The sequence below is a fragment of the Amycolatopsis jiangsuensis genome (assembly GCF_014204865.1).
In the GTDB taxonomy this organism is placed as follows: domain Bacteria; phylum Actinomycetota; class Actinomycetes; order Mycobacteriales; family Pseudonocardiaceae; genus Amycolatopsis; species Amycolatopsis jiangsuensis.
Genome location: NZ_JACHMG010000001.1, coordinates 2,904,865 through 2,929,172, shown reverse-complemented (window position 1 = coordinate 2,929,172; position 24,308 = coordinate 2,904,865). Strand labels below are relative to the sequence as shown.

Here is a 24,308-nt window from a genome sequence, read left to right as displayed (position 1 = left end):
CGGTCGACCCTGACGGCTTCCCACTCGCCGTCCGATGGTCACGTGCCACGCCGGGGCCGGGGACGTGTCGATACCCAGATCACGGTGCCCTGGGCGTCTCCATCCACTGTGGCCGGTCATGGCGCGCCGGCTGAGCGATCGGCCTTGCCGGTGGCGGGACCGGTGCCTGCGAAGTCCCCTCCGGAAGGGAATGTCGCGGCCGGGATGACCGTCGTGGGTGCAGTGGTCGTCGCGGTTGCCGCGGGAATCGGCGTGGCCGCGTTCCGCCGTGGCCGGTCCCGGGGCCGGCGGCCTTCGGGGTTCGAACCCGTACGGATCAGACCGGTTCGGGACAACGGTGGGAACCGATGACGGCGAACGCTGCCGCAAAAGCGATCACCTCGTGCGGGGGTTCTCCGGTGGGTCTCCACTGGCGAGCAACGGATCCTGGTTTCGCCGGAGAGGTCCGCCAACCACCGCAGTAGCCCTTTCCGGGCAAGGCAGCGCGCCCTTCGCTGCCGTGACGGCACTGTTGCCGGCAGCCGGTGCGGTGGGGAGAGCCCTACCCGAGCCAGGCGGGCGGACACCAGTGCTTGCCTGCCCGCTGTGGACAACGCTGGCAGCATGACCGACTGGGGACCCGTACTCCGCACGCTGCACCGCCCGCTGGTGGTGCTGGCCGCGGCAATGGCACTGCTGCTGGCCGCGTCTACGGTGGGGCTGCTCGTCGATCACCGCACCCTCGTCAACGCACCGATCTGGGCCAAACCGTTCAAGTTCGCGATTTCGGTGGGGATGTACGCGCTCACCCTGGCCTGGCTGCTGTCCCTGCTGCGCCGTGGCAGGCGGGTGGGCTGGTGGCTGGGCACCGTATTCACGGTGGGCATCGGTACGGACATGGTATTGCTGGCGTGGCAGGTGATCTTCCGCGCCCGCACGCTGCACTTCAACACGGCGACGCCTGCTGACATCCAGATCAACAACTTCCTCGCCACCGGAGCGTTCACCGCGTGGGGAGCGACCGCGGCGGTGGTGGTGCTGTTGTTGTTCCAGAAGCTGCCGGACCGCGCGTTGACGTCGGCATTGCGCTGGGGAACCGCACTCGCGGCTACCGGAATGGGGTTGGCGCTGTTGATGTTCAGCGCGACGCCCGGGCAAAAGGCGGTGTACGCGGAGGGGGTGAAGCCGTCCACGGTCGGTGCTCACACAGTAGGACTTGCCGATGGCGGCCCCGGCTTGCCACTGCTGGGCTGGAGCACCGCAGGCGGGGATCTGCGCATCCCGCACTTCCTCGGAATCCACGCGATCCAGGTACTGCCGTTGATCGCGTTCGGACTGGTCGTGCTGGCCCGGCGTTTTCCGGCGCTGTCCGGCGACGTGGTGCGACGTCGTCTGGTCCGGACCGCGGCCGCAGGCTACGCGGGCACGCTCGCGATCGTCACCTGGCAGGCACTGCGTGGCCAGTCGATAGTGCGGCCGGACTTCTGGACGCTGGCCGCGGTGGCGGCATTGCTCGTCGTGGTGGCGACCGGGACGGTGCTGTCGGTGCGGACGGCCAAACCGGCGCTGCGGGCAATGGAGGTGTGATGGCCGGAGCCGCGGAGGCGTCACCGGCTCCGGCCGACGCACTGAGGGGATTCTGAGAACTCTGCGGTACTCCTTGTCCAGGAGGGTCCGGGCGACGAGGAGGACGGCCACGATGGGGTATCCGCAGGCACTGCTGGACGCGTTGCGCCGGGAACCGGGCGCGGTGGCGTTCGAGCACGGTCCTCGCCGTGTCACCCGCGGCGAGGTGCTCGAGCTGGTCGGCCGGCTGACCGCCGGTCTGCGGGCGGCCGGGGTGCGTCCCGGGGACGGCGTCGGCCTCGCCACCGCGGTCACACCGGAGGGATGGGCCGCGCAGCTCGCCGTGCAGACGCTCGGGTGCCGGGCGGTGGGGGTGCGTGCCGGGTTGCCGCCGGAGCACCTCCAGGCGGTGCTGGACGGAGTGGCCGCCGTGGTCGTCGACGAGGCGTCCGAGAGCACGCGGCTGCGCGCCGCGACGTCGGCCACGATGCTCCGGATCGGCCCGGAACTGCTTGCCGCGTATGAGGAACCGGTACCGCAGGGCACACCGGGCGAGCTCGGCTGGGTGGTGTTCACGAGTGGCAGCACCGGAGTGCCGAAGGGCGTCGCGTTCGATTTCGGCGCGCTCGCGGCGCTCGGTGTGGAACACCGGGGCCAGCCGGAGACCGAGCTGGCCGAAGAGTACCGGCGGTTCCTGCTCTTCGGCACGCTCACCAGCGCGGTGATGGTGATGCACCTGCAGGCCTGCCTGCTCGCCGGCGGCACCGTGGTGATTCCGGAGGCGCTGCCGGACTTCCCGTGGATTCTGCCGCGGCTGGACGTGACCGCGGCGCTGGTGACGGTGCCCCGGCTCTACCGGATCCTCGACGTGCTGCGCGAGGAGAACGTCGACCTGTCCGGCCTTCGGATGCTGACCGTCGCGGGCTCGCCGGTGGAACCGCGGCTGCTCGCGGAGGCGTTCGACCGGATCGGCCCGGCCCTGCGCCAGGGTTACGGCCAGACCGAGACCGGCAAGCTGACGGTGCTGAGCGCCGCGGACGTGATTGCGTATCCGCCGGCCCTGGCTTCGGTCGGCCTGCCCTGCGAGGGCGTGGAAGTGCAGATCCGCGACGCAGCGGGCACCGTGCTGCCTGCCGGGGCCTCGGGGGAGGTCTTCGTCCGGACGTCCACCGCGTTCGCCGGCTACTGGCGGGACCCGGCGCAGACTTCGGCGGTCCGGTCGGCGGGCTGGGTCCGCACCCAGGACGTGGGGCAGCTGGACGAGCGCGGATTCCTGCACCTGACCGGACGATCGCGCGACGTGGTGATCGTGAACGCGGTGATCCACTACACCGGGCCGATCGAACGCGCCCTCGCTTCCCACGAGGACGTGGACCAGGCCTACGTCGTGGCCGCGCCGGACGAGCGGACGGGGGAGGCAGCGCACGCCTTCGTCGTCGCGGCTCCCGGCCGGGCACCCGACCCGGACCGGTTGCGTGCGACGGTGGCGGCCGAGCTGGGGGAGGCCGCGGTACCCGCGACGTTCACCGTGATCGGCGAAGTTCCCGTGACAGCAGCCGGAAAACCGGACAAGACGGCACTGCTCGCGCTGCGCTGACCCTCGCGTGCCACCGAGAAAGGCACGCAAAACAGCGAAACCCCGTGCACCACATCGGAATTCCGATGTGGTGCACGGGGTTTCGCCGGTGGGGATCAGACGCCGGCGGTCTGCTTGATCCAGTCGCGGCTGCTGGCGACGCTGGCGTAGTTCTGCGTGCCGTTCTTGTCGCTGCCCGAGTTCTCGCCGGTGGAGCACACGCCCACCTGCACACCGTCGGCCAGCTGCGGGCCGCCGGAGTCGCCGTGCCAGGACGCGCCGGTCACGCCCTTGCTCGCGATCGCCTTGCCGTTGAACGCGTCGGTGCTGCTGCCGGTCACCTCCACGTCGGCGGTCTTGAGGGTGTCCGAGGGCGGGCTGTTGCCCTCGGTGCGGCCCCAGCCGTAGATCTGGTTGGTGGCGCCCTCGTCCGGGTCGGCGTCGGCGAGCTTCATGAACGTGGTGTCCACAGCGGACTCCAGGTGCAGCAGGGCGATGTCGCCGTTCGGCGAGGCCTCCTGCTGGTCCACCGCCACCTCGGTGCCCTGGCCCAGCGCGACGTCCCCGACCTTGACGTGCATGCCCGGCTCATTGAGGCAGTGCTGCGCGGTGAGCACCCACTGCGCGTCGATGATCGTGCCCGAGCACTCGAAGCCGCCGTACTCGGTCTGGTCGTCCCAGAAGACCTGGGCGCCCCAGGGCGCGGAGTCCACAGTGTCCCCGCCGATGATCAGGGGACCGGCACTGGCCGGTGCGGCGACCCCGACACCCAGCGCGGCTGCGGCCCCGACGACCACCGCAACGGTCTTAGCCAAACGCATGGAGTTCCCTCCGGTAGTGGATGATTTCCCCACCGTAGGTGGATCTTGGAAACCGGATAACCTACTGAAGTCGGGTTCGTGACCGGCGTCGGTAGTAGGCCGTTCGGAGCAGTCCCGACGGCGGCAGCCGGTGACAACGCCGGTGTTCCGGGAGGACGGAGCAAGTCGTGAAGGCAGCCGCATTCCGCCGGTTCGGCGGTCCGGAGGTGCTCGAGCTCGTGGATCTCCCCGATCCGCGTCCCGGTCCGGGACAGGTGCGGATCGTCGTGTGCGCCGCCGGGGTGAATGCGAGCGACTGGAAGAAACGCCAGGGCCTGATGGACCAGGAGCTCCCCCAGACCATGGGCCACGAAGCGGCGGGCATCGTCGACGAGCTCGGCGCGGGCGTCACCGACGTCGCGGTGGGAGACCGGGTGTTCGGGTTCTCCGCCGTCGCCGGCGCGCAGGCCGAGCTCGCGGTGCTGTCGCACTACGCGCCCATCCCGCCGGCACTCGACTTCGCCGCGGCCGCCGCGCTGCCGTCCGCGATCGAGACCGCCGCGCGCGCCCTCGACCAACTGGGCGTCGAGAGCGGCCGCACAGTGCTCGTCAACGGCGCTTCGGGAAGCGTTGGCAGCGCGGCAGTCCAGCTCGCGGTGGCACGGGGCGCGCGCGTGATCGGCACCGGCAGTCCGGCCACTCACGATTTCCTGCGTTCCCTCGGTGCCGAGCCGGTCGCCTACGGCGCCGGGATGACGGACCGGATTCGCGCGCTGACACCCGACGGGGTGGATCGGGCGCTCGACGTGGCCGGAAGCGGTGTCCTGCCGGAACTCATCGCACTGGCCGGCGGCCCGGACCGGGTGGTCACCCTCGCCGACTTCGCCGGCGCCGAACAGCACGGAGTCCGCTTCAGCCGCGGCGACGCGGGCCGCGCGCTGTACGTACTGGCCCGGATCGGCGAGCTGGTCGAGTCCGGCCGGTTCACCGTGCCGGTCGGCCAGACCTTCCCGCTGAGCGAGGTGGCGGAGGCCCATCGCGTCGGCGAATCGGGGCGGGTGCGGGGAAAGCTGGTCCTGGTTTCCGGGTGACGTGGGCCGGGGTCGACGTGGTTGCTCCCTGGACGGTCGACGGCGTGACTGCCGGCCGGGCGTCGGGTGTCCGAAGCGGTGGTGAGCCCCGTGTCCGGCTCGAGCCGTACCCGGCCGGGTCGTTGGGGGGAGCCGGGCCCTCCGGTGCCCGGGCTGTTCAGCCGAACCGGCCGGCCGTTCCCACCAGGCCGCCGGACAGCCTCCGGTTGGCCAGCGCCCCGGTGGTGTCGCGGGCGTGGACCGCCGCGGCCGCTTCCACGTCGGCCAGCAGCGTTTCCGGGGCGGCGCCGAGTGCGGCGGTCACCCGGCCGAAGCCGTCGGCCACCAGGGAGTGGCCGATGCCGGTTGGGGCTTTCGGGTTGACCTGAAGGCCGGTCGCCGCCGGGTCGGCCTGGTCGCAGGCCACCACCCAGCAGCCGGAGTCCAGGGCGCGGGCGCGGACCAGCAGCTCCCACTGCTCGCGTTTGCCCTCGCCGGCTCCCCAGGACGCCGGGACCAGCAGCACGTCCGCACCGTCGTCGGCCAGCCGGCGGAACAGCTCGGGGAACCGCAGGTCGTAGCAGGTCGCGACGCCGAACACGGTGCCGTCGGCCTCGAAGGTGACCAGCTCCGAGCCCGGGGCCACGGTGTCCGATTCGGCGAAGCCGAACGCGTCGTACAGGTGGATCTTGTGGTAGCCCAGATGCTGCCCGAGGCCCGTGACGAGCAGCGTGTTGCGCACCCGCCCGTCGCCGGACGGGGTGAACATGCCGGCGACCACCAGCACGTCGTGCTCCCGCGCGACCTCGGCCACCGCGGACGCCCACGGCCCCTCCAGCGGCTCGGCGACCGGTGCGAGCGGACGGCCGAACCGGACCATGGTGGCCTCCGGGAACACCACCACCCGCGCCCCGTCCGCGGCCGCGGACGCCACCGCGGCCCGCACCGACTCCAGGTTGGCCTCCGCATCGTCGCCCGAGGTGAGCTGGCACAACGCGATCCGGGGCACAGTGGCCTCCTCGTCCGGGGACAGCTGGTCACCACCGAGTATCCCCGCCCGGCGCGTGAAAGCCACCTCGTACCCTGGTGACCATGCTGAACCGCACCGACCTGCGTGGGCAGGTCCCGTCCGCCGCCGAACTGCGTGCCGTGCTGCCACGCGCCGAATACGACGTCGACGCCGCACTGCATCAGGTCCGGCCGGTGGTCGAGGCGGTGCGGGACCGGGGCGTGCCCGCGGTGCTCGAGTTCACCGAGCGCTTCGACAAGGTGCGCCCGGAGACCGTCCGAGTGCCCGCGGCCGAGCTGGCCACCGCGCTCGAAGCGCTCGACCCGCAGGTCCGGGCCGCGCTCGAGGAGTCCATCGCGCGGGCCCGGAAGGTGCACGCCGACCAGCGCCGCCAGGACGTGACCACCCAGGTGGTCCCCGGCGGCACGGTCACCGAGCGCTGGGTCCCGGTCGAGCGCGTCGGGCTGTACGCACCGGGCGGGCTGGCCGTCTACCCGTCCACCGTGGTGATGAACGTGGTCCCGGCGCAGCTGGCCGGCGTCCGGTCGCTGGTCGTGTGCTCGCCCCCGCAGGCGGCGTTCGGCGGTCTGCCGCACCCGACGATCCTGGCCGCCGCCGCGCTGCTGGGCGTCGACGAGGTGTGGGCGGTCGGCGGTGCGCAGGCGGTGGCGCTCGTCGCCTACGGCGGCACCGACACCGACGGTGCCGAGCTGGCCCCGGTGGACATCGTCACCGGCCCGGGCAACATCTTCCTCACCGCGGCCAAACGCCTCGTGCGCGGCACCATCGGCATCGACTCCGAGGCCGGGCCCACCGAGATCGCGATCCTCGCCGACGAGACCGCCGACCCGGTGCACGTGGCGGCCGACCTGATCAGCCAGGCCGAGCACGATCCGCTCGCGGCCAGCGTGCTGGTCACCACTTCGGAGCAGCTCGCGGACGCGGTCGAGCGCGAGCTCACCACCCGGGTCGCGGCCACCAAGCATTCCGAACGGGTCGGTGAAGCACTGGGTGGCAAGCAGTCCGGCGTGATCCTGGTGTCCACTGTGGACGATGGACTGCGCGTCGTGGACGCGTACGCCGCCGAGCACCTGGAGATCCAGACCGCGGACGCCCGCGAGGTCGCCGCCCGCGTGCGCAACGCCGGCGCGGTGTTCGTCGGCGCGTACGCCCCGGTGTCGCTGGGCGACTACTGCGCCGGCTCCAACCACGTGCTGCCCACCGGCGGGTTCGCCCGGCATTCCTCGGGACTGTCCGTGCAGAGCTTCCTCAAGGGCGTACACGTCGTCGACTACTCCGAGGACGCGCTGCGTGAGGTCGCTCCCCGGGTGGTCGCGCTCGCGGACGCCGAGGACCTGCCCGCACACGGCGAAGCCGTCACCGCCCGTTTCGAAGGAGACCGCTGATGACCTCCATCGACGTACGCTTTTCCTCGGAGGTGGCATGACTTCCGCCATTCCCGGCGCCGACGTCACCCTCGAGCAGCTGCCGTTGCGCGAGGACCTGCGGGGCAGGACGCCCTACGGTGCGCCGCAGCTCGACGTGCCGGTCCGGCTCAACACCAACGAAAACCCGTATCCGCCGCCGCCCGAGCTGGTGGCGGACGTGGCCGAGGCGGTGCGCGCCGAAGCGGCGTCGCTGCACCGGTACCCGGACCGGGACGCGGTGGCGCTGCGCACTGACCTCGCCGACTACCTCACGGTGTCCACGCGGGTGGTGCTGTCCGAGGCGAACGTGTGGGCGGCCAACGGGTCCAACGAGATCCTGCAGCAGATCCTGCAGGCCTTCGGTGGCCCGGGCCGCAGCGCGCTCGGGTTCGAGCCGTCGTACTCGATGCATCCGATCATCGCGTCCGGTACGCGCACCGACTGGGTGCCCGTGCCACGGCGCGCGGATTTCACCCTGGACACCGAGCAGGCCGCCGAGACGGTACGCGAGCGGCAGCCGGATCTGGTGTTCGTGACCAGTCCGAACAACCCCACCGGCGGGTCGATCCCGCTGGCGCAGCTGCGCGGCGTGCTGGAGGCCGCGCCCGGGCTCGTGGTGGTGGACGAGGCGTACGCGGAGTTCTCCTCGCAGCCGAGCGCGGTGGAGCTGATCGCCGAGTTCCCGGCGAAGCTCATCGTTTCGCGCACGATGAGCAAGGCTTTCGCTTTCGCCGGCGGACGGCTGGGGTACCTCGCCGCGGCACCGGCCATGGTGGACGCGCTGGCGCTGGTGCGGCTGCCGTATCACCTTTCCAAGCTCACCCAGGCCGCCGCGCGGGCCGCGCTGCGCCACGCGGACGCCACCCTCGGCAGCGTGCACAAGCTCGCCGCCGAGCGCGATCGGGTACTGGAAGCGTTGCTGGGGCTGGGTTTCACCCCGGTTCCGAGTGACGCCAATTTCGTCCTCTTCGGCCGGTTCCGCGATCCGAAGGCGGCCTGGCAGTCCTATCTGGACCACGGCGTGCTGGTCCGCGATCCGGGCATCGACGAGCACCTGCGGGTGAGCATTGGCACCCCGGAAGAGAACGACGCCTTCCTCGAAGCCAGTAAGGAAGTCACGCGATGAGCCGCATCGGCAAGGTGGAACGCACCACCAAGGAGTCCGCCATCCTGGTCCAGCTGGACCTCGACGGCACCGGAGCTGTCGAGATCAGCACCGGCGTGCCGTTCTACGACCACATGCTCACCGCCTTCGGCGTGCACGGTTCGCTGGACCTGAAGGTCGAGGCGACCGGCGACGTGCACATCGACGCGCACCACACCGTCGAGGACACCGCGATCGTGCTCGGTCAGGCGCTGCGCCAGGCGCTGGGTGACAAGAGCGGTATCCGCCGGTTCGGCGACGCGTGGATCCCGATGGACGAGACGCTGGCGCACGCCGCGGTCGACGTGTCCGGGCGGCCCTACTGCGTGCACACCGGCGAGCCGGACCAGTTCGCCACCTTCACGATCGGCAACAACTATCCGTTCGTGCTGAACCGGCACGTGTTCGACTCGCTGTCCTTCCACGCGCACATCGCCCTGCACGTCCGCGTCGTGCACGGTCGCGATCCGCACCACATCGCGGAAGCGCAGTACAAGGCCGTCGCCCGTGCCTTGCGCGCGGCGACCGAACCCGACCCGCGCGCGGGCGGCATCCCGTCCACGAAGGGCGTGCTCTGACCCGGTGGCCGAGGAGGGCGAGACGATGAGCGGCGCCTGGTCGCCGGACGAGCTGCGGCTGCTGGATGCGGCCGCGGAGCTGGAGATCGCGGTCGAACGCAGCGACGGCAGCCTGCGCAGGTGGGTGCCGATCTGGGTGGTATCCGCCGGAGGCCAGGTGTACGTGCGGACGTGGTATCGGCGCGACACCGGCTGGTTCGGCCAGGCGCTGCGCACCCGGCGAGCGCGGATCCGCGTGCCGGGCCTGGAAGCCGCGGTCACCATCGAGGACGTGGGTGCCGCCTCGGCCGGGGTCACCGTCGAGGTCGACGCGGTCTACCGGGCCAAGTACGGCCACGGCGGAGCGGAATCCATGGTGAGCGCCACGGCCGTCGAGACCACACTGAGGCTTGACCGGCAGTAGCGCGGGGAGGCCTCGTCTTCGCTGCGGCCGGGGTGTGGCACGCTGGCCGGGTGAGCAAAGAGGTGATCGCCGTCCTGCTGCTGGCGCTCGGCGGCTTTCTGATCGGCGGGGTCTACTCGACCTGGAAGACGGCCAAGTTCGTCGCCGTGGCGCTCGGCGTCGCGGCCCTGCTCGCCGTCGGCGGTGCGATCGCCTGGCTGGCCGGCTGAGGACGCACCGCCCGGCCGGTGAGGCCGCCGGCCGCGCGAAGGCTCGATCTGAGTCCGGCGAACCGGCCAGTGAGGTTTGTGGGCGGCTGAGTCTTTCGGCCGCGTGAAGGCTCGAGCCCGGCAGGCCGGCCGGAATCCCGGCCGGCCTGCCGGGGCCGTCACACCCGGGCCAGTTCCCGTTCGTCGTCGTCCGGGGCGTTGAGCTTGCGGGTCAGGCCCTCGCCCTCGACGTCCACGTTCGGCAGGATCCGGTTCAGCCAGCGCGGCAGCCACCAGGCACCGCGGCCGAGCAGCGACATCACTGCGGGCACCACGGTCATCCGGATCACGAACGCGTCGACCAGCACGCCGAACGCGAGCGCGAAGCCGATCGACTGGATCAGTGACGATTCGGCCAGCACGAACCCGGCGAACACCGAGATCATGATCAGCGCGGCCGCCACGACCACCCGTGCCCCGTGCCGGAACCCGGTGACCATCGACTCCTGCGGATCCGCGCCGTGCACGTATTCCTCACGCATCCGCGTCACCAGGAACACCTGGTAGTCCATCGCGAGTCCGAAGAGGACACCGATCAGCAGGATCGGCAGCATGCTCATGATCGGGCCGGTCGATTCGACGCCCAGCAGGTCGCTCAGCCAGCCCCACTGGAACACCGCGACCACCGCGCCGAACGTCGCGACCACCGAGCCGAGGAAGCCCAGCGTGGCCTTCAGCGGCACGACCACCGAACGGAAGACCAGCATCAGCAACAGGAACGCCAGCCCGACGATCAGCCCGAGGTAGGGCAGCATCGCGTCGGACAGTTTCTGCGACACGTCGATGTTGGCCGCGGTCTGGCCGGTCACCGACAGGCTGCCGCCGGTCGCGTCGTGCAGCGGATCGGACTGCGCGCGGATGGCAGCGACCAGGTCCTCGGTCTGGGTACTGCTCGGCCCGCTCTTCGGGATCACGGTCAACAGGGCGGTGTCGCCAGCGGTGTTGACCCGAGGCGGGGTCACCGCGGCCACGTCCGGCAGGGTCCTGATCCCCGCGGTCGCCTGCTGCAGTGCCTGCGGATCGTGGTTCGGCCCGGTGTCGACGACGACCAGCAGTGGTCCGTTCGCGCCCTCGCCGAAGCTTTCGCTGACCAGATCGTAGGCCTTGCGCTGACTGGTCTCCGGTGCCGCCGTGCTGTCGTTGGGCAGGCCGAGTTGCATGCTCAGGGCCGGGATCGCGACCACGGCCAGCCCGGCCAGCGCGGTCAGCAGCACCGGCAGCCGGTGCCGGGCGACGAACCGTGCCCAGCGTTCCCCGTGCGAGGGCTCACTCACCTTGCGGCGCACCCGGATCCGGCTGCTCGCCACGCGGGCGCCGGCGAACCCGAGTACGGCGGGCAGCAGCGTCAGCGCGATGAGCACGGCGATCGCGACGGTCACCGCGGCGGCGACGCCCATCTGGCCCAGGAACGGGATCCCGACCACGGTGAGCCCGGCCAGCGCGATGATCACGGTCAGCCCGGCGAACACCACGGCGGACCCCGCGGTACCCGCGGCGCGGCCGGCGGCTTCTTCGGGTTCTCGGCCCTCGTGGAGTTCGTGCCGGTACCGGGAGACGATGAAGAGCGCGTAGTCGATGCCCACCGCGAGACCGATCATCAACGCGAGGATCGGGGTGTTCGAATTCAGCTCGGTGGCCCCGGAGGCCAGGAGGATGCCCGCCATCCCGATGCCCACGCCGATCAGCGCCGTCAGCAGCGGAATACCGGCGGCCAGCAGCGAGCCGAAGGTGATGATCAGCACCACCGCGGCCACCACGACACCGAGACCTTCGGTGGCGCCGGTTTCCGGGATGCCCTGGACAGCGTCCCCGCCGAACTCGACCTCGTACCCCTGCTGCTTCGCTTGATCACCGCTGGAAAGCAGGGCTTGCCGGTCACTGTCGGTCAGCTCGTAGCCCAGGACCCGGTAGCTCACCTGGGCGAGGGCGACGTGCCCGTCGGGGGAGACCGACTTCGCCTGGAACGGATCGGCGACGGTGGCCACCTGGGGTGCCGCCTTCAGCTTCGCCACCACCGATTCGACCGCGGCCCGCCCGGCCGGATCGATGACCGACTGCCCGTCCGGCGCGGCGATGGCCACGCGTGCCGTACCGCCACCGGCCGCGGCCTGCGGGAACCGTTCCGCCAGCCGGTCGATGGTCTGCTGCGATTCGGTGCCCGGGATGGTCACCGAGTCCGACAGCTTGCCCGAGAGCGTGAGCGCCCCGACGCCGAGCGCCACGAGCACGGCCGCCCATACGGCCGTGACGAGGGCGCGGCGGCGGAACGACAGCCTGCCGAGCCGGTAGAGAAAGGTCGCCACGAGTCGTCTCCGTTTCGCCCGAACAGGGCCTTCGTCACACGATTCAGTGAGACCCAAGCTAGCCGTTCGGCAAGGCGGGTGCCAAGCCGATCGGCTAGTGTGTGACTAGCCGCACGGCAAGTGTTTTCCCTGCCGATCGGCAGGTGATCGTGGTTTGCCCGGCCGTGTGGCGGTGACGTACGCTCCCTCCGTTTCACAGAGGAGGCACGATGACGACCGCGGTCCCGGCCGAGGACACCCGCACCCGGCTGCTCGGCACGGCGCTGCGGCTGTTCGCCGAACACGGTGTCGAGGGCACGTCGCTGCAGATGATCGCCGACGCGCTGGGTGTCACCAAGGCGGCCGTGTACTACCACTTCAAGACGAAGGCGGAGATCACCGAGTCGGTGGCCGAACCCGGTATCCGGGAACTGGATCTGCTCGTGGTGGAGGCCGCCCGGCACCGCCGCCGGGGTGCGCAGGTGGACCACCTGCTCGACGGTTTCGTGGACCTGGTGGTGCGGCACCGCGTGCTGGTCGCGCTGTTCTCCAGTGACCCCGGCATCAACCGCGCGATCGCGAAGTCGGCGCACGGCATGGAAGGCTTCAAGGACGCGCTGATCGGCATCCTGGCCGGCCCGGAGCCGGACGTGACCGCCCGCGTGACCGCCATGGTCGCCCTCACCGGCGTCGCGATGGCAGGTGGCTCGCCCGACCTGGCCGAGCTGGACGACGAAACGTTGCGCCACGAACTGATCGACGTGGGCCGCCGCCTGCTCGGCCGCCCCCGGCGCCATCACGACTGAGCGTGGGGGCGGGCGGCCGGGACCGTTCCGCCGGTGGAAGAATTGCCGGTACTGCGAGCGGGTTCCGACGGTGATCGCGCCGGTGGAGTGCCGAGCCCGCCGGCACCCGCGAGTGGTTTCCGGCGTGACAGCTCCGGCGGATCCGGGCGCGCTGCCGTACCTTGCGGCGATACTCCGGTCGATGCTGCCCCTGCCGCGGGTTGTCCGTCGGACGCAGCAGCCATGGGCCTCGTCTGCCCGGGTCGCCAGGGAAACCCTGTCCTGAGCGGGATCCGGGCTCAGATCCCGCCTTCCAGCCGGGGCCGCAGTTTGCTCGCGCCCGGGCCGAAGCGGGCCAGTTCGTCGTCGGCGTTGTAGAGGTGGCAGCCGCGCAGGGACAGGCAGCCGCAGCCCACGCAGCCGGTCAGGCGGTCACGAAGGCGTTGCAGTGCATCGATTCGCGCGTCCAGTTCGGTCTGCCATTCCCGCGAGAGCCGGGCCCAGTCGGCCTTCGTCGGGGCGTGTTCTGCGGGCAGGGTTTCCAGTGCCGCGCTGACGTCCTCGAGCGACAGCCCCACCCGTTGCGCCGCGCGGATGAACGCGATCCGCCGCAGTACCGAACGCGAGTAGCGGCGCTGGTTGCCCGCCGAGCGTTCCGAGCTGATCAGGCCTTTCTCCTCGTAGAACCGCAGGGCAGTGTGCGGAACCCCGCTGCGGTCCGCGACCTGCCCGATGCTCAGCTTCTCCGCCAACCTCGTCATTGGTCCAGGTTAGCGCTTGACCTACAGTTTGGTCGAGGTTGCATCGTCAGGGCATGAGCACCACGAGAACCCGGTTGCCCGGGCTGATTTCCCTGATGACCGGCGACGACAAGCACCACGCGGCCGCGGAGTCCACGGTGGACGTTCTGTGGGTGCTGTTCGACCGCGTGCTGCGCGTGACGCCGGAGACCCTGCACGATCCGGGCCGCGACCGTTTCCTGTTGTCCAAAGGACACGGCCCGATGGCCTACTACGCGGTGCTGGCCGCGAAGGGATTCCTCGACGAGGCGGAGCTCGCCGACTGGAGCTCCGTCCGTTCCCGGCTCGGGCACCATCCCGACCGCGCCCGCGTGCCGGGCGTCGAAATCTCCAGCGGTTCCCTCGGACACGGCCTGCCGATCGCGCTGGGGACGGCGGCCGGCCTGCGTGCGCAAGGCCGCGACGCGCGGGTGGTCACCCTGGTCGGCGACGCCGAGCTCGACGAGGGCTCCAACCACGAGGCGATCGTCGTTGCGGGGCGGATGGGCCTGGACAACCTGACCACGGTGCTCATCGACAATCAGTCCTCCACCCACGGCTGGCCGGGCGGCATCGCGCGGCGCTTCGAAATTGAGGGCTGGGCGGTGCGCACCGTTTCCGGTCGCGACCACGAAGCGCTGTACGACGCGTTCACCACCGACCATGCGGGCCGGCCGCTCGCCGTGGTCGCCGTCGTGGCACCGAAAGGCGGGCACTGATGCCGGACATGCGAGAGGTTTTCCTCACCACCGCCGAAGAAATCCTGGACACCGACCCGGACACGGCGGTGGTGCTCGCGGACATCTCCGCCGCCCAGCTCGCCGGCGCCGCGCGGCGGCATCCGCACCGGGTGCTCAATGTCGGGATCCGCGAGCAGCTGCTGGTGAGCACCGGCGCCGGACTCGCCCTCGCCGGGCTGCGGCCGATCGTGCACACCTTCTCCCCGTTCCTCGTGGAGCGGGCGTTCGAACAGATCAAGCTCGACCTGAGTCATCAGGACCTCGGCGCGGTGCTCGTCTCCTACGGCGCGTCCTACGACATGCCCGCCGAAGGCCGGACCCACCAGGCGCCGGGTGACGTCGCGCTGATCGATTCGCTGCCGTCCTGGTACGTGCACGTGCCCGGGCATCCCGAGGAGGCCCGCCGGCTGCTGCTCGATTCGGTGCCCGGCGACGACCGCGTGTACCTCCGGCTTTCCGCGCAGCAGAACGCTTCCCCGTACTTCGGCGTCGGATTGCAGGCGCTGCGCCACGGCCGCCGCGGGGTGGTGGTCGCGGTCGGGCCGATGCTCGACCGCGTGCTCGAGGCGACCGAGCACCTCGACGTGACCGTGCTCTACACCTCCACTGTGCGCCCGTTCGACGCCGCCGGCCTGCGTGCCGCGGTGACAGGCGCGCCGGACGTCGCACTGGTCGAGCCCTACCTGCGGGGCACGTCGGCATACCAGGCGTCCGAAGCGCTGGCGGACCTGCCGCACCGGCTGCTGAGCCTCGGCACCCTGCGCGAGAGCGAGGTACGGATCTACGGCACGCTCGCCGACCACGACCTCGCGCACGGGCTCGACGCGGGCTCGATCGCCTTGTCCCTCAAGGAGTTCTTCCGCTGAGCCGGGGCCGGGATCAGCGGAACGCCGCGATCCCGGTCACCGATTGGCCGAGCGAGAGCGCGTGCATTTCCTCGGTGCCCTCGTAGGTCAGCACCGTCTCGAGGTTCGCCATGTGCCGCATGACCGGGTACTCGAGCGAAATGCCGTTCGCGCCGAGCATCGTCCGGGCGGTGCGGGCGACCTCGATCGCGGAGCGCACGTTCGCCAGCTTCCCGAAGCTGACGTGGTTGTGGTGCAGGGAACCGGCGTCCTTCAGCCGACCGATCTGCAGTGCGACCAGGCCGGCCCGGTTGACCTCCACCACGAGGTCGGCGAGTTTGCGCTGGGTGAGCTGGAAACCGGCGAGTGGTTTGCCGAACTGCTCGCGGGCCAGTGTGTAGTCCAGCGCCGCCTGGTAGCACGCGCGAGCTGCGCCGACGACGCCGAACAGGATGCCGTAGCGGGCTTCGTTGAGACATGACAGGGGACCGCGCAGCCCGCGGACCTCCGGGAACGCCGCCGATTCCGGCAGCCGCACGCCGTCGAGCACCAGCTCCGCGGTGAGCGAGGCACGCAGGGAAAGCTTGTGCCTGACCTCGTTCGCGGTGAACCCGGGCGTGTCGGTGGGCACGACGAAACCGCGGACTCCCTCGTCGGTCTGCGCCCACACCACAGCCACGTCGGCGACCGTGCCGTTGGTTATCCACATCTTCGTGCCGTTGAGCACCCAGTCGGAGCCGTCGCGCACGGCGCGGGTGCGCATGCTGCCCGGGTCGCTGCCCGCGTCCGGTTCGGTCAGGCCGAAACAGCCCAGCGCGTCCCCGGAGGCCATCCGCGGCAGCCATTCGGACCGGTGCTCCTCGGTGCCCCAGCGGTGAATGGCGAACATCGCCAGCGAGCCCTGCACGGACACGAAGCTGCGCAGGCCGGAGTCCACGGCTTCCAGCTCCCGGCAGGCGACGCCGTAGGCCACCGCGCTCGTGCCGGCGCAGCCGTAACCGTGCAGGTGCATGCCCAGCAGGCCGAGCTGGCCGAAGCCCTTGGCCAGCTCCCGCGCGGGCAGCGAACCGGTCTCGTACCACTCGGCGACCTGGTCGAGCAGCTGGTCGCGGGCGTAGTCACGGACGGCGTCCCGGATCGCTCGTTCGTCCTCGTCGAGCCCGGCGTCGAGGGCGAGGAAATCGTGCGGATCCGGGCTGCTGCTCATCGGTACTCCTTCGGGAGACGCATCGGTGCGGCCCTCGAAGGAAAGCACAACGACGTCAGCGGGGACCCGCCGATCGGCGCGTGGGATTGCTCACGTGCGCGCCGTCGCGTACCGCGTCGACCTCCGCGCGCGTCAGCTGCGGCGGGACCGTGGGCACGGTGAACTGCGGGATCGGCACGCTGTCGATGTCCTCCCGCCAGGCTTGGAACATCCGGCAGAGCAGGTCGGACTCGGACATCTCGTCCTCTTTCCGGGTCCGGGGGCACCGGCGGTGCGCCCGCGTGAGGCTGGTGAATACCCGTTCGGGTGCACACCGAAACCCGGCCGGGCGAAAAACCGGGCGCGCGGCTCCGGGGACTACCCTTGACGTGTGTCTCGTGTGGTGATCCTCGACTACGGCTCCGGCAACCTCCGTTCCGCCGAACGCGCGGTCGCGCGCGCGGGCGCCGACGTGGAGGTCACCGCCGATCCGCATGCCGCGCTCGAGGCCGACGGGCTGGTGGTACCCGGCGTCGGCGCGTTCTCCGCGTGCATGGCGGGCCTGCGGGAGGTCCACGGGCACCGGATCGTCGGCAAACGGCTCGCCGGCGGCCGCCCGGTGCTGGGCATCTGCGTGGGCATGCAGATCCTGTTCGGCCGCGGGGTCGAGCACGGCGAGGAGACCGAGGGCACCGGCGAGTGGCCGGGCACGGTCGAGCGGCTGCACGCCGACGTCCTCCCGCACATGGGCTGGAACACCGTGCGCGCGCCGGCGGATTCGGCGCTGTTCGCCGGGATCGACCCGGAAGAACGGTTCTACTTCGTGCACTCCTACGCCGCGCGCCGCTGGGAGCTGGACTCCGGGCTGGCCGGTCAGCAGCCGAAGGTCACCTGGGCCTGCCACGGTGAGGACTTCGTCGCCGCGGTGGAGAACGGCCCGCTGTGGGCCACCCAGTTCCACCCGGAGAAGTCCGGTGACGCCGGCGCCCGGCTGCTGCGCAACTGGCTCGACACCCTCTGACCACCTCGCGAGGCCGCAGCGGCACGGCCTTAGGCTGGGCGCGTGACTTTCACGCTCCTTCCCGCAGTTGATGTGGCCGATGGCCAGGCGGTCCGACTCGTCCAGGGCGAGGCCGGCACCGAGACGTCCTACGGCAGCCCGCTGGAGGCGGCGCTGGCCTGGCAGCGCGACGGTGCCGAGTGGATCCACCTGGTGGACCTCGACGCGGCGTTCGGCAAGGGCAGCAACCGCGAGCTGCTCGCCGAGGTGGTCGGCAGGCTCGACGTGCAGGTGGAGCTTTCCGGCGGGATCCGCGACGACGCGTCGCTGGAGGCCGCGCTCGGCACCGGCGCCCGCCGGGTGAACCTCGGCACCGCGGCGCTGGAGGACCCGGAGTGGACGGCGAAGGCGGTGGCCGCCTACGGCGACCGGGTGGCGATCGGCCTGGATGTGCGGATCACCGAGGCCGGGCACCGGCTCTCCGCGCGCGGCTGGACCTCCGACGGCGGCGACCTGTGGGAGGTACTGGACCGCCTGGACCGCGACGGCGCGAGCCGCTACGTGGTCACCGACGTGAGCAAGGACGGCACCCTGCGCGGCCCGAACCTCGACCTGCTGCGCGAGGTCACCGCCCGCACCGACGCCCCGGTGATCGCCTCCGGCGGAGTGTCCAGTGTGGACGACCTGCGTGCGCTGGCGAGCCTGTCCGGCGACGGCGTCGAAGGGTCGATCGTGGGCAAGGCGCTGTACGCGGGCGCGTTCACCCTGCCAGAAGCCCTGGCCGCCGTCCGCTGACGCGGTGCGCGCCGGCCCGTCCGGATCAGGCGGAACCCAGGGTCACGGCGATGCCGATGGTGCGGTCCGTGCCGCCGCGCAGCCGGCTGAAGAACATCGTCACGCGGCCCACCACGCCGTACTTCCCGGCGATGGCCCGCCGCACCCGTTCGGAGCCCTGCCGGTCGAGCAGCCGTGCCGTGCCGGCGACCTCGGCACCGTGCGTGCTGCGGCCGCGGACGTCGCAGGCCTGCACCCGCACGTCGCCGCCGTTGCGGATGCGTTTCACCTTGCCCGCGTTGCGGTCCGACCACACCACCAGCTCGTCGCCCTCGCGCGCCGCCCAGACCGCGGTGGGCACGGCGCGCCCGTCCCGGCGGAAGGTGGTGAGCAGGACGTACTTCTCGTCGGCCAGACGCTCCAGTTCGGACGGCATGGCTCCACGGTAGTGCCTCAGTCGCCGAGCCAGCCGTAGTCCGGGGCCGAGTCGAGTTCCACGCCGTCGGCCACCGCGATCAGTTGCGCCTGCGGCACCCGCCCGGACGCGGTCAGCCAGCGGCCGGACGGCAGGCGCACGGTGACCGACGCCTCCGCCGGACCGGACGCGGCCACGTACGCCCCGGGCAGGCCCCGCACCCGCACCGGCGCCGATCCGCCGAGGCCGGGGGAGCCGGCCCCGACGGTCACCCGCACCGCCACCGCACGGGGTGCCGCCGGAGCGCTCGCGTCCAGCGTGGTGCTGCCGTCCTCGGGACTGCTGCCCTGCACCGTCGTGGCCAGCTCACGAAGCCCGTTCGGCAACGAGCCCAGCCGCGCCTCGCCGCGGACCTGGGCGGGTTCGGCGCGCACGGAATCGGCCACCTGTTCGGCGACGCCGCGCGCGTCCGGCATCCCGTCCACCTCCGCGGTGAGCACGTGCCGGTCGTCGGGCATCCAGGTCACCGTGGCCGCCGCGGCGTTCTCGCCGGTCACCATGCCCACCCTGCCGTCCACCACGACCTGGTCCCGCAGGGCCGCGATGCGCAGCGCGGTCTGTGCCCACTCCGGCTCGGCGGTGGAATGCGCGGCCAGTTCCACCCTGGCCGGACCGGCCATCCACCGTCGCACCTGGACAGCGGTGCCCGGCCCGCCGGAGCGGTACTGCTCGGTGAAGCCGTCGGGCAGCCAGTCCGGCGTGTACCCGAGCACCGGCCGGCTCGCCGCCGGCGTCAGGTCGGCGGACGTGCCGGACACCACGTTCAGCGCCACGGGGATCCCGGCACTCACCACGACCACGGCTGCGGCGACGGCGGCGAGGGCGAGCCGGGGACGCCGCCGGCGCCGGGCGCGGGCCAGCGCGCCCCGGACCTCGCGGCCGTCGGGTGCGCGGTCGGCGAGCCGTTCGAGGCTGTCCCGCAGCAGCGTCTCGGTCTCGTGCTCGCTCATTCTCCCGCTCCGGTCGTGAGGGTGGTGGACATCGGGCGCACGCCGGCGCGCAGCGTGGCCAGCGCGCGGGAAATCTGGCTTCGTACGGTCGAAACGCCGCAACGCAGCACGTCGGCGATCTCCGCGTCGGTGTAGTTCTCGTAGTAACGCAGCACGAGCGCGGCCCGTTGTTTACGGGGCAGGGTGGCCAGCAGCGCGAGCATCTCGTCGCGTTCGTCGTAGGCCACGCTGGGATCGGCTTCCGGCGGGCTGAGCGAGTCGAGCACGGCGTGGTTCGACGGCACCATCCGGCGGGCCGCCCGGCGCCGCCACGACAGGTACTCGTTGGTGATCATCCGCCGTACGTAGGTGGGCGGCGAGGCGATCCTGTCCCAGCGCTCCTGAGCCCGCAGCAGCACGTCCTGCACGATGTCCTGCGCCAGGTGCGGATCGTCGGTGAGGACGGTCGCGTAGCGCAGGAGCCCGTCGAGGCGGGCCGCCACGAAGTCGTCGAAGCCGGTGGTCACGTCCTCCTAGACGCGCGAGACCCCGGTTTGGCTGCATCGGGTTGCCGAACTCACCTCTGACCAGCACAGCTACCCTGGGGGCATGGCTGTGGCGGTGCGGGTGATTCCCTGTCTCGACGTCGACGCGGGCCGGGTCGTGAAGGGGGTCAACTTCGCCGGGCTGCGGGACGCGGGCGATCCGGTCGAGCTGGCGCGCCGCTACGACGCCGAGGGCGCCGACGAGCTGACCTTCCTCGACGTCACCGCGTCGTCGGGCGACCGGGAGACCACCTTCGACGTGGTCCGCCGCACCGCGGAACAGGTCTTCATCCCGCTCACCGTGGGCGGCGGTGTGCGCTCGCCGGACGACGTGAACCGGCTGCTGCGGACCGGCGCGGACAAGGTGAGCATCAACACCGCCGCGATCACCCGGCCGGAGCTGCTGCGCGAGGCGTCGCGGCGGTTCGGCGCGCAGTGCATCGTGCTGTCGGTCGACGCGCGGCGGGTGCCCGACGGCAGCGAGCCGACCGCGTCCGGCTTCGAAGTGACCACGCACGGCGGACGGCGCGGTACCGGTATCGACGCCGTCGAGTGGGCTGCCCGCGGCGAAGAGCTGGGCGTGGGGGAGATCCTGCTCAACTCGATGGACGCCGACGGCACCAAGACCGGCTTCGACCTGGAGCTGATCGAGCTGGTGCGCAACGTCGTGCGGGTGCCGGTGATCGCCAGCGGCGGCGCGGGCGCGGTGGAGCACTTCCCGCCGGCGGTGCACTCCGGCGCGGATGCCGTGCTCGCCGCCAGCGTGTTCCACTTCGGACAGTTGAAGATCGGTGACGTGAAAGGCGCCCTGCGCGTGGACGGGGTGATCGTGCGATGACGGCGCTGGCTCCGGAAGTCGCCGCCCGGCTCAAGCGCAACTCCGACGGCCTGGTCGCCGCGGTCGTCGTGGAACACGCGACGTCCGACGTGCTGATGATGGCCTGGATGAACGACGAGGCACTGGCCGCCACCCTCGCCACCCGGCGCGGCACGTACTGGTCCCGCAGCCGCCAGGAGCTGTGGGTGAAAGGCGAGACCTCCGGTCACGTGCAGCACGTGCGCGAGGTCCGCATCGACTGCGACGGCGACACCGTGCTGCTGCGCGTCGACCAGACCGGCCCGGCCTGCCACACCGGCGAGCACACCTGCTTCGACAGCGAAGACCGGCTGCTGCTCGCCGACGACAGCTGAGGGCGGCCGGAGCGGTGCGCGCTAGTCGATGTCGCCGGTGAGGTAGCGCTGCAGGGTCGGAGCCACCGCGGTGACCAGCGTTTCCACTTCCGCTGAGGCCAGCGGTTCGAATTCGGTGACGTAGCGGACGAGGCCCATGCCGAGCAGCTGCGACGCGCACAGCGTGGTGCGCAGCTCCGGGCGGTCCGTGCCGATGCCGCGGATCACCTCGGCGAAGAAGCCCGAGAAGAACTGGCGCAGCACGCTTCCCGCGATCTCGTGTCCGGCGACGCTGCGAATGAGTGCCTGGAACTGGCTGCCACCGGCTCCGTCCCAGCGCGTGAGAAAGGTGCGCACGATCCGGTAGCCCAGTTCGGAGTCCGGGCCGGTGCGCAACTCCGTGACGAGTTCGTGGGGCGCGAACGGCAGCTTGAGCACCGCCTGCGCGAACAGGCCTTCCTTCCCCCCGAACCAGTGGTTGACCATGGCCGCGTCGACTCCGGCCCGCGCGGCGATCGTGCGGACCGTGGCACGTTCGTAGCCGTTCTCGGCGAACACCGCGCGCGCGGCGGTGAGCAGCGCGGCCCGGGTGTCCTGCCCGGCCGGACGGCGGCCGCGACGACGCGAGGTAGTGTCTTCGGTGCTCACCTGTCCCATCTTGACCGGTTCGTGCTTCAAATTCAACATTGGCTGAATTGGGAGCCCGCGCGCCGGGTGCGAGGACCGTGGCGGCACAATGAACCCATGGTCAGCTCAGCAGCCACCCCGGCCGGGCCCGGCCCGGTCTTCCCGTCTCGCGCGGAGTTTCGCGCCCTCGCCGAAAGCCGCCGGGTGATTCCCGTGGTGCGCCGGGTGCTCGCCGACGGCGAGACACCGCTCGGTGTGTACCGCAAGCTCGCCGCGGACCGGCCGGGCACGTTCCTCTTCGAATCGGCGGAGAACGGGAAGTCGTGGTCGCGCTGGTCGTTCGTCGGCGTCCGCAGCCCGGCCGCGCTCACCGTCCGCGACGGGCGCGCGGTGTGGACCGGCACGCCGCCGGTCGGCCTGCCCACCGAGGGCGACCCGTTGCAGGTGCTGCGCGCCACCGTCGAGGCGCTGCACAGCGAGCCGCTGCCCGGCCTGCCGCCGCTGACCGGCGGCATGGTCGGCTACCTCGGCTACGACTCCGTGCGGTGGCTGGAAAAGCTGCCCGAGCTGGCGGAGCGGGACCTCGACATCCCCGAGCTGACCATGTTGCTGGCCACCGACCTCGCGGCGTTCGACCACCACGAGGGCACCGTCACGCTGATCGCGAACGCGGTCAACTGGGACGATTCGCCGGAACGCGTGGACGCGGCCTACGACGACGCGCTGGCCCGACTGTCGGCGATGACCGAGGAACTGGGCGTGCCCGCGCCGCCCACGGTCGCCACCTTCGACCGGCCGGCACCGGAGTTCGCCCGCCGCCGCACCAAGGACGACTTCCACGCCGCCATCGGCAGGGCGGTGGAGGCGATCAAGGCCGGCGAAGCGTTCCAGGTGGTGCCCTCGCAACGGTTCGAGATGGAAACCGGCGCCGACGCGCTGGACGTCTACCGCGTGCTGCGGACCTCGAACCCCAGCCCGTACATGTACCTGCTGCGGCTGGAGGGCTTCGACATCGTCGGCTCGAGCCCGGAGTCGCTGGTCACGGTGCGCGACGGCCGTGCGACCACCCATCCCATCGCCGGTACCCGCTGGCGCGGCGCGGATCCGGAGGAGGACGCCCAGCTGGCCAAGGACCTGCTGGCCGACGACAAGGAGCGCGCCGAGCACCTGATGCTCGTCGACCTCGGCCGCAACGACCTGGGCAAGGTCTGCACGCCGGGCAGCGTGCGCGTGGTGGACTTCTTCGAGATCGAGCGCTACAGCCACGTGATGCACATCGTGTCCACGGTGACCGGCGAGCTGGCCGAGGGCCGCACGGCGTTCGACGCGGTCACGGCGTGTTTCCCGGCGGGCACCCTGACCGGCGCGCCGAAGGTGCGGGCGATGGAGCTGATCGAGGAGCTGGAGCCGGTGCGCCGGGCGGTGTACGGCGGAGTGGTGGGATACCTGGACTTCGCCGGCGACGCGGACACCGCGATCGCGATCCGGACGGCGTTGATGCGCGGCGGCGTCGCCCACGTCCAGGCAGGCGGCGGCGTGGTGGCCGATTCGGTGCCCGACTACGAGGACACCGAATCGCTGAACAAGGCCCGCACGGTCCTGTCCGCGGTGGCCGCCGCCGGCACGATGACGCTCGCCGGCCGGCTGGATCCCGCCGAGGACGCGGCCGGTGTCTGATGCCTGAACCGTCCGCGCCCGGAGACCACCCGCCTGCCGGATCCGTCCCGCCGGGCCACGAGCCGCCTGCCGGTGCCGCGCCGGCCACGGAACGTCCGGCGAAGCGTCCACTGTGGACTATCTTGCTGCTCCTCCTGCTCGGCGCGCTGTCCCTGTGGGGCGCGTCGCGGCTGGTGTGGTTCGCCGAGTTCCGGGACGAAGGGGTCCGGGGAGTCGTGCGCTACACCGAAAACGGTGCGCAGCAGGCCACCGCGCTCGTGCCGCTCGCCCTGCTCGCGCTGGCCGGCGTCGCCGGGGTCATCGCGACCGGAGGCTGGATCCGGCGGGTGCTCGGCGCGTTGCTCGTGCTGGCCGGGATCGCGGGCATCTGGAGCGGCGTGACCAGGCTGAGCTTCGAGTCCGCCCCCGGGCTGCCGGGCACCGAGATCCTGCTCGGGCACGGGCTCGCCGTGCTCGGCGGAATTCTCGTGGCCCTCGGCGGGTTGGCAGCGATCAAGTGGGCGGGCACCGCGAGGCGGCTCGGCGCGCGGTATTCCGCGCCCGGCGCGAAACGGGCCCGCCGGGATCCGGACACCGAGCTGTGGGAGGCGCTTTCCGGCGGTACCGACCCGACCGATCCCACCGGGCAACCCGGAACGGATCGGCCAACGAGCGGGGGTTAGCATCGTTTCGGCGGGAAGGGGAAGGTTTTTGT

Annotated in this window: 27 protein-coding genes; 17 read left to right on the top strand and 10 right to left on the bottom strand. The window is 71.6% G+C overall.

The features are described from left to right. Positions 1-603 precede the first annotated feature (603 nt). On the top strand, positions 604-1,566 hold the full coding sequence (locus tag BJY18_RS12825; protein WP_184780189.1) for a hypothetical protein: 963 nt from the start codon (positions 604-606) through the stop codon (positions 1,564-1,566). 112 nt (positions 1,567-1,678) lie between these two features. Next, positions 1,679-3,142, top strand: coding sequence for a class I adenylate-forming enzyme family protein (locus BJY18_RS12820; protein WP_184780188.1), 1,464 nt, complete (start codon positions 1,679-1,681; stop codon positions 3,140-3,142). Positions 3,143-3,237: 95 nt separating this feature from the next. Here the strand turns inward: BJY18_RS12820 and BJY18_RS12815 are convergent, their stop codons facing one another. Then, on the bottom strand, positions 3,238-3,942 hold the full coding sequence (locus BJY18_RS12815) for a S1 family peptidase (RefSeq protein ID WP_184780187.1): 705 nt from the start codon (positions 3,940-3,942) through the stop codon (positions 3,238-3,240). A gap of 167 nt (positions 3,943-4,109) precedes the next feature. On the opposite strand from BJY18_RS12815, the gene BJY18_RS12810 reads away from it, so the two are divergent. Continuing rightward, positions 4,110-5,012, top strand: coding sequence for an NADP-dependent oxidoreductase (locus tag BJY18_RS12810; RefSeq protein WP_184780186.1), 903 nt, complete (start codon positions 4,110-4,112; stop codon positions 5,010-5,012). Positions 5,013-5,169: 157 nt separating this feature from the next. Here the strand turns inward: BJY18_RS12810 and BJY18_RS12805 are convergent, their stop codons facing one another. Beyond that, the gene (locus BJY18_RS12805; RefSeq protein WP_184784593.1) at positions 5,170-6,000 is read right to left on the bottom strand and encodes a carbon-nitrogen hydrolase family protein; all 831 of its coding nucleotides are present in this window, start codon (positions 5,998-6,000) and stop codon (positions 5,170-5,172) included. Positions 6,001-6,083: 83 nt separating this feature from the next. On the opposite strand from BJY18_RS12805, the gene hisD reads away from it, so the two are divergent. From hisD to BJY18_RS12780, 5 genes are read left to right on the top strand one after another with little or no spacing between them, the layout of a single operon-like run. Beyond that, positions 6,084-7,406 carry a histidinol dehydrogenase gene (gene hisD, locus BJY18_RS12800; protein WP_184780185.1) on the top strand — a complete coding sequence of 441 codons (1,323 nt, stop codon included), beginning with the start codon at positions 6,084-6,086 and terminating at the stop codon, positions 7,404-7,406. A gap of 37 nt (positions 7,407-7,443) precedes the next feature. Next, positions 7,444-8,553, top strand: a complete 1,110-nt coding sequence (locus BJY18_RS12795) for a histidinol-phosphate transaminase (RefSeq protein WP_184780184.1) — start codon at positions 7,444-7,446, stop codon at positions 8,551-8,553. Next, positions 8,550-9,149: an imidazoleglycerol-phosphate dehydratase HisB gene (gene hisB / locus BJY18_RS12790; protein ID WP_184780183.1), complete on the top strand. Its 600-nt coding sequence runs from the start codon at positions 8,550-8,552 to the stop codon at positions 9,147-9,149. The genes BJY18_RS12795 and hisB overlap by 4 nt, the downstream gene beginning before the upstream one ends. A 4-nt stretch (positions 9,150-9,153) precedes the next feature. After that, positions 9,154-9,552, top strand: coding sequence for a DUF2255 family protein (locus tag BJY18_RS12785; protein ID WP_221457705.1), 399 nt, complete (start codon positions 9,154-9,156; stop codon positions 9,550-9,552). A gap of 50 nt (positions 9,553-9,602) precedes the next feature. Continuing rightward, a complete protein-coding gene (locus BJY18_RS12780; RefSeq protein ID WP_184780182.1) occupies positions 9,603-9,761 on the top strand; it encodes a CG2302 family histidine operon protein in 159 nt (52 codons plus the stop codon). 158 nt (positions 9,762-9,919) lie between these two features. On the opposite strand, the gene BJY18_RS12775 is transcribed toward BJY18_RS12780, so the two are convergent. Continuing rightward, positions 9,920-12,103, bottom strand: a complete 2,184-nt coding sequence (locus BJY18_RS12775) for an MMPL family transporter (protein ID WP_184780181.1) — start codon at positions 12,101-12,103, stop codon at positions 9,920-9,922. A gap of 209 nt (positions 12,104-12,312) precedes the next feature. Here BJY18_RS12775 and BJY18_RS12770 point away from each other — a divergent pair, with 209 nt between their 5' ends. Continuing rightward, a complete protein-coding gene (locus BJY18_RS12770) occupies positions 12,313-12,888 on the top strand; it encodes a TetR/AcrR family transcriptional regulator (protein ID WP_184780180.1) in 576 nt (191 codons plus the stop codon). A gap of 278 nt (positions 12,889-13,166) precedes the next feature. On the opposite strand, the gene soxR is transcribed toward BJY18_RS12770, so the two are convergent. After that, positions 13,167-13,628, bottom strand: coding sequence for a redox-sensitive transcriptional activator SoxR (gene soxR, locus BJY18_RS12765; protein WP_184780179.1), 462 nt, complete (start codon positions 13,626-13,628; stop codon positions 13,167-13,169). A gap of 53 nt (positions 13,629-13,681) precedes the next feature. Between soxR and BJY18_RS12760 the strand changes: the two genes are divergently transcribed. Both BJY18_RS12760 and BJY18_RS12755 read left to right on the top strand, forming a co-directional pair. Beyond that, a complete protein-coding gene (locus tag BJY18_RS12760) occupies positions 13,682-14,365 on the top strand; it encodes a thiamine pyrophosphate-binding protein (protein WP_184780178.1) in 684 nt (227 codons plus the stop codon). Further along, entirely contained in the window at positions 14,365-15,252 is an 888-nt protein-coding gene (locus BJY18_RS12755) for a transketolase family protein (RefSeq protein ID WP_184780177.1), read from the top strand. Before BJY18_RS12760 ends, BJY18_RS12755 begins: the two co-directional genes overlap by 1 nt. A gap of 13 nt (positions 15,253-15,265) precedes the next feature. Here the strand turns inward: BJY18_RS12755 and BJY18_RS12750 are convergent, their stop codons facing one another. After that, positions 15,266-16,438, bottom strand: coding sequence for an acyl-CoA dehydrogenase family protein (locus BJY18_RS12750; RefSeq protein ID WP_184780176.1), 1,173 nt, complete (start codon positions 16,436-16,438; stop codon positions 15,266-15,268). 55 nt (positions 16,439-16,493) lie between these two features. Continuing rightward, complete coding sequence (locus BJY18_RS12745) at positions 16,494-16,676, bottom strand: hypothetical protein (protein WP_184780175.1); 183 nt, start codon at positions 16,674-16,676, stop codon at positions 16,494-16,496. Positions 16,677-16,817: 141 nt separating this feature from the next. Between BJY18_RS12745 and hisH the strand changes: the two genes are divergently transcribed. Further along, the gene (gene hisH / locus BJY18_RS12740; protein WP_184784591.1) at positions 16,818-17,438 is read left to right on the top strand and encodes an imidazole glycerol phosphate synthase subunit HisH; all 621 of its coding nucleotides are present in this window, start codon (positions 16,818-16,820) and stop codon (positions 17,436-17,438) included. 42 nt (positions 17,439-17,480) lie between these two features. Next, positions 17,481-18,212 carry a bifunctional 1-(5-phosphoribosyl)-5-((5-phosphoribosylamino)methylideneamino)imidazole-4-carboxamide isomerase/phosphoribosylanthranilate isomerase PriA gene (gene priA, locus BJY18_RS12735; protein ID WP_184780174.1) on the top strand — a complete coding sequence of 244 codons (732 nt, stop codon included), beginning with the start codon at positions 17,481-17,483 and terminating at the stop codon, positions 18,210-18,212. A gap of 25 nt (positions 18,213-18,237) precedes the next feature. Here the strand turns inward: priA and BJY18_RS12730 are convergent, their stop codons facing one another. From BJY18_RS12730 to BJY18_RS12720, 3 genes are read right to left on the bottom strand one after another with little or no spacing between them, the layout of a single operon-like run. Continuing rightward, positions 18,238-18,627: a PPOX class F420-dependent oxidoreductase gene (locus BJY18_RS12730; protein ID WP_184780173.1), complete on the bottom strand. Its 390-nt coding sequence runs from the start codon at positions 18,625-18,627 to the stop codon at positions 18,238-18,240. A gap of 17 nt (positions 18,628-18,644) precedes the next feature. Continuing rightward, the gene (locus BJY18_RS12725) at positions 18,645-19,616 is read right to left on the bottom strand and encodes a hypothetical protein (RefSeq protein ID WP_184780172.1); all 972 of its coding nucleotides are present in this window, start codon (positions 19,614-19,616) and stop codon (positions 18,645-18,647) included. Continuing rightward, complete coding sequence (locus tag BJY18_RS12720; protein WP_184780171.1) at positions 19,613-20,122, bottom strand: SigE family RNA polymerase sigma factor; 510 nt, start codon at positions 20,120-20,122, stop codon at positions 19,613-19,615. Before BJY18_RS12720 ends, BJY18_RS12725 begins: the two co-directional genes overlap by 4 nt. 82 nt (positions 20,123-20,204) lie before the next feature. Between BJY18_RS12720 and hisF the strand changes: the two genes are divergently transcribed. Continuing rightward, positions 20,205-20,978 carry an imidazole glycerol phosphate synthase subunit HisF gene (gene hisF, locus BJY18_RS12715; protein WP_184780170.1) on the top strand — a complete coding sequence of 258 codons (774 nt, stop codon included), beginning with the start codon at positions 20,205-20,207 and terminating at the stop codon, positions 20,976-20,978. Further along, entirely contained in the window at positions 20,975-21,331 is a 357-nt protein-coding gene (hisI, locus tag BJY18_RS12710; RefSeq protein WP_184780169.1) for a phosphoribosyl-AMP cyclohydrolase, read from the top strand. The genes hisF and hisI overlap by 4 nt, the downstream gene beginning before the upstream one ends. 21 nt (positions 21,332-21,352) lie before the next feature. Here hisI and BJY18_RS12705 read toward each other — a convergent pair whose 3' ends face one another. Next, complete coding sequence (locus BJY18_RS12705) at positions 21,353-21,958, bottom strand: TetR/AcrR family transcriptional regulator (protein WP_184780168.1); 606 nt, start codon at positions 21,956-21,958, stop codon at positions 21,353-21,355. Between the two features lie 96 nt (positions 21,959-22,054). On the opposite strand from BJY18_RS12705, the gene BJY18_RS12700 reads away from it, so the two are divergent. After that, a complete protein-coding gene (locus tag BJY18_RS12700) occupies positions 22,055-23,614 on the top strand; it encodes an anthranilate synthase component I (protein WP_184780167.1) in 1,560 nt (519 codons plus the stop codon). Between the two features lie 122 nt (positions 23,615-23,736). Beyond that, positions 23,737-24,276 carry a Trp biosynthesis-associated membrane protein gene (locus BJY18_RS12695; RefSeq protein WP_246458858.1) on the top strand — a complete coding sequence of 180 codons (540 nt, stop codon included), beginning with the start codon at positions 23,737-23,739 and terminating at the stop codon, positions 24,274-24,276. Positions 24,277-24,308 lie beyond the last annotated feature (32 nt).

What these genes read in the sequence shown, in the direction of transcription:
- BJY18_RS12730 (WP_184780173.1), bottom strand. Translation starts at nt 18,627, where the DNA reads ATGCCGTCCGAACTGGAGCGTCTGGCCGACGAGAAGTACGTCCTGCTC.
- BJY18_RS12795 (WP_184780184.1), top strand. Translation starts at nt 7,444, where the DNA reads ATGACTTCCGCCATTCCCGGCGCCGACGTCACCCTCGAGCAGCTGCCG.
- hisD (WP_184780185.1), top strand. Translation starts at nt 6,084, where the DNA reads ATGCTGAACCGCACCGACCTGCGTGGGCAGGTCCCGTCCGCCGCCGAA.
- BJY18_RS12820 (WP_184780188.1), top strand. Translation starts at nt 1,679, where the DNA reads ATGGGGTATCCGCAGGCACTGCTGGACGCGTTGCGCCGGGAACCGGGC.
- BJY18_RS12745 (WP_184780175.1), bottom strand. Translation starts at nt 16,676, where the DNA reads ATGTCCGAGTCCGACCTGCTCTGCCGGATGTTCCAAGCCTGGCGGGAG.
- BJY18_RS12755 (WP_184780177.1), top strand. Translation starts at nt 14,365, where the DNA reads ATGCCGGACATGCGAGAGGTTTTCCTCACCACCGCCGAAGAAATCCTG.
- BJY18_RS12750 (WP_184780176.1), bottom strand. Translation starts at nt 16,438, where the DNA reads ATGAGCAGCAGCCCGGATCCGCACGATTTCCTCGCCCTCGACGCCGGG.
- BJY18_RS12700 (WP_184780167.1), top strand. Translation starts at nt 22,055, where the DNA reads ATGGTCAGCTCAGCAGCCACCCCGGCCGGGCCCGGCCCGGTCTTCCCG.
- BJY18_RS12760 (WP_184780178.1), top strand. Translation starts at nt 13,682, where the DNA reads ATGAGCACCACGAGAACCCGGTTGCCCGGGCTGATTTCCCTGATGACC.
- hisI (WP_184780169.1), top strand. Translation starts at nt 20,975, where the DNA reads ATGACGGCGCTGGCTCCGGAAGTCGCCGCCCGGCTCAAGCGCAACTCC.
- BJY18_RS12815 (WP_184780187.1), bottom strand. Translation starts at nt 3,942, where the DNA reads ATGCGTTTGGCTAAGACCGTTGCGGTGGTCGTCGGGGCCGCAGCCGCG.
- BJY18_RS12770 (WP_184780180.1), top strand. Translation starts at nt 12,313, where the DNA reads ATGACGACCGCGGTCCCGGCCGAGGACACCCGCACCCGGCTGCTCGGC.
- hisF (WP_184780170.1), top strand. Translation starts at nt 20,205, where the DNA reads ATGGCTGTGGCGGTGCGGGTGATTCCCTGTCTCGACGTCGACGCGGGC.
- BJY18_RS12825 (WP_184780189.1), top strand. Translation starts at nt 604, where the DNA reads ATGACCGACTGGGGACCCGTACTCCGCACGCTGCACCGCCCGCTGGTG.
- soxR (WP_184780179.1), bottom strand. Translation starts at nt 13,628, where the DNA reads ATGACGAGGTTGGCGGAGAAGCTGAGCATCGGGCAGGTCGCGGACCGC.
- BJY18_RS12725 (WP_184780172.1), bottom strand. Translation starts at nt 19,616, where the DNA reads ATGAGCGAGCACGAGACCGAGACGCTGCTGCGGGACAGCCTCGAACGG.
- hisB (WP_184780183.1), top strand. Translation starts at nt 8,550, where the DNA reads ATGAGCCGCATCGGCAAGGTGGAACGCACCACCAAGGAGTCCGCCATC.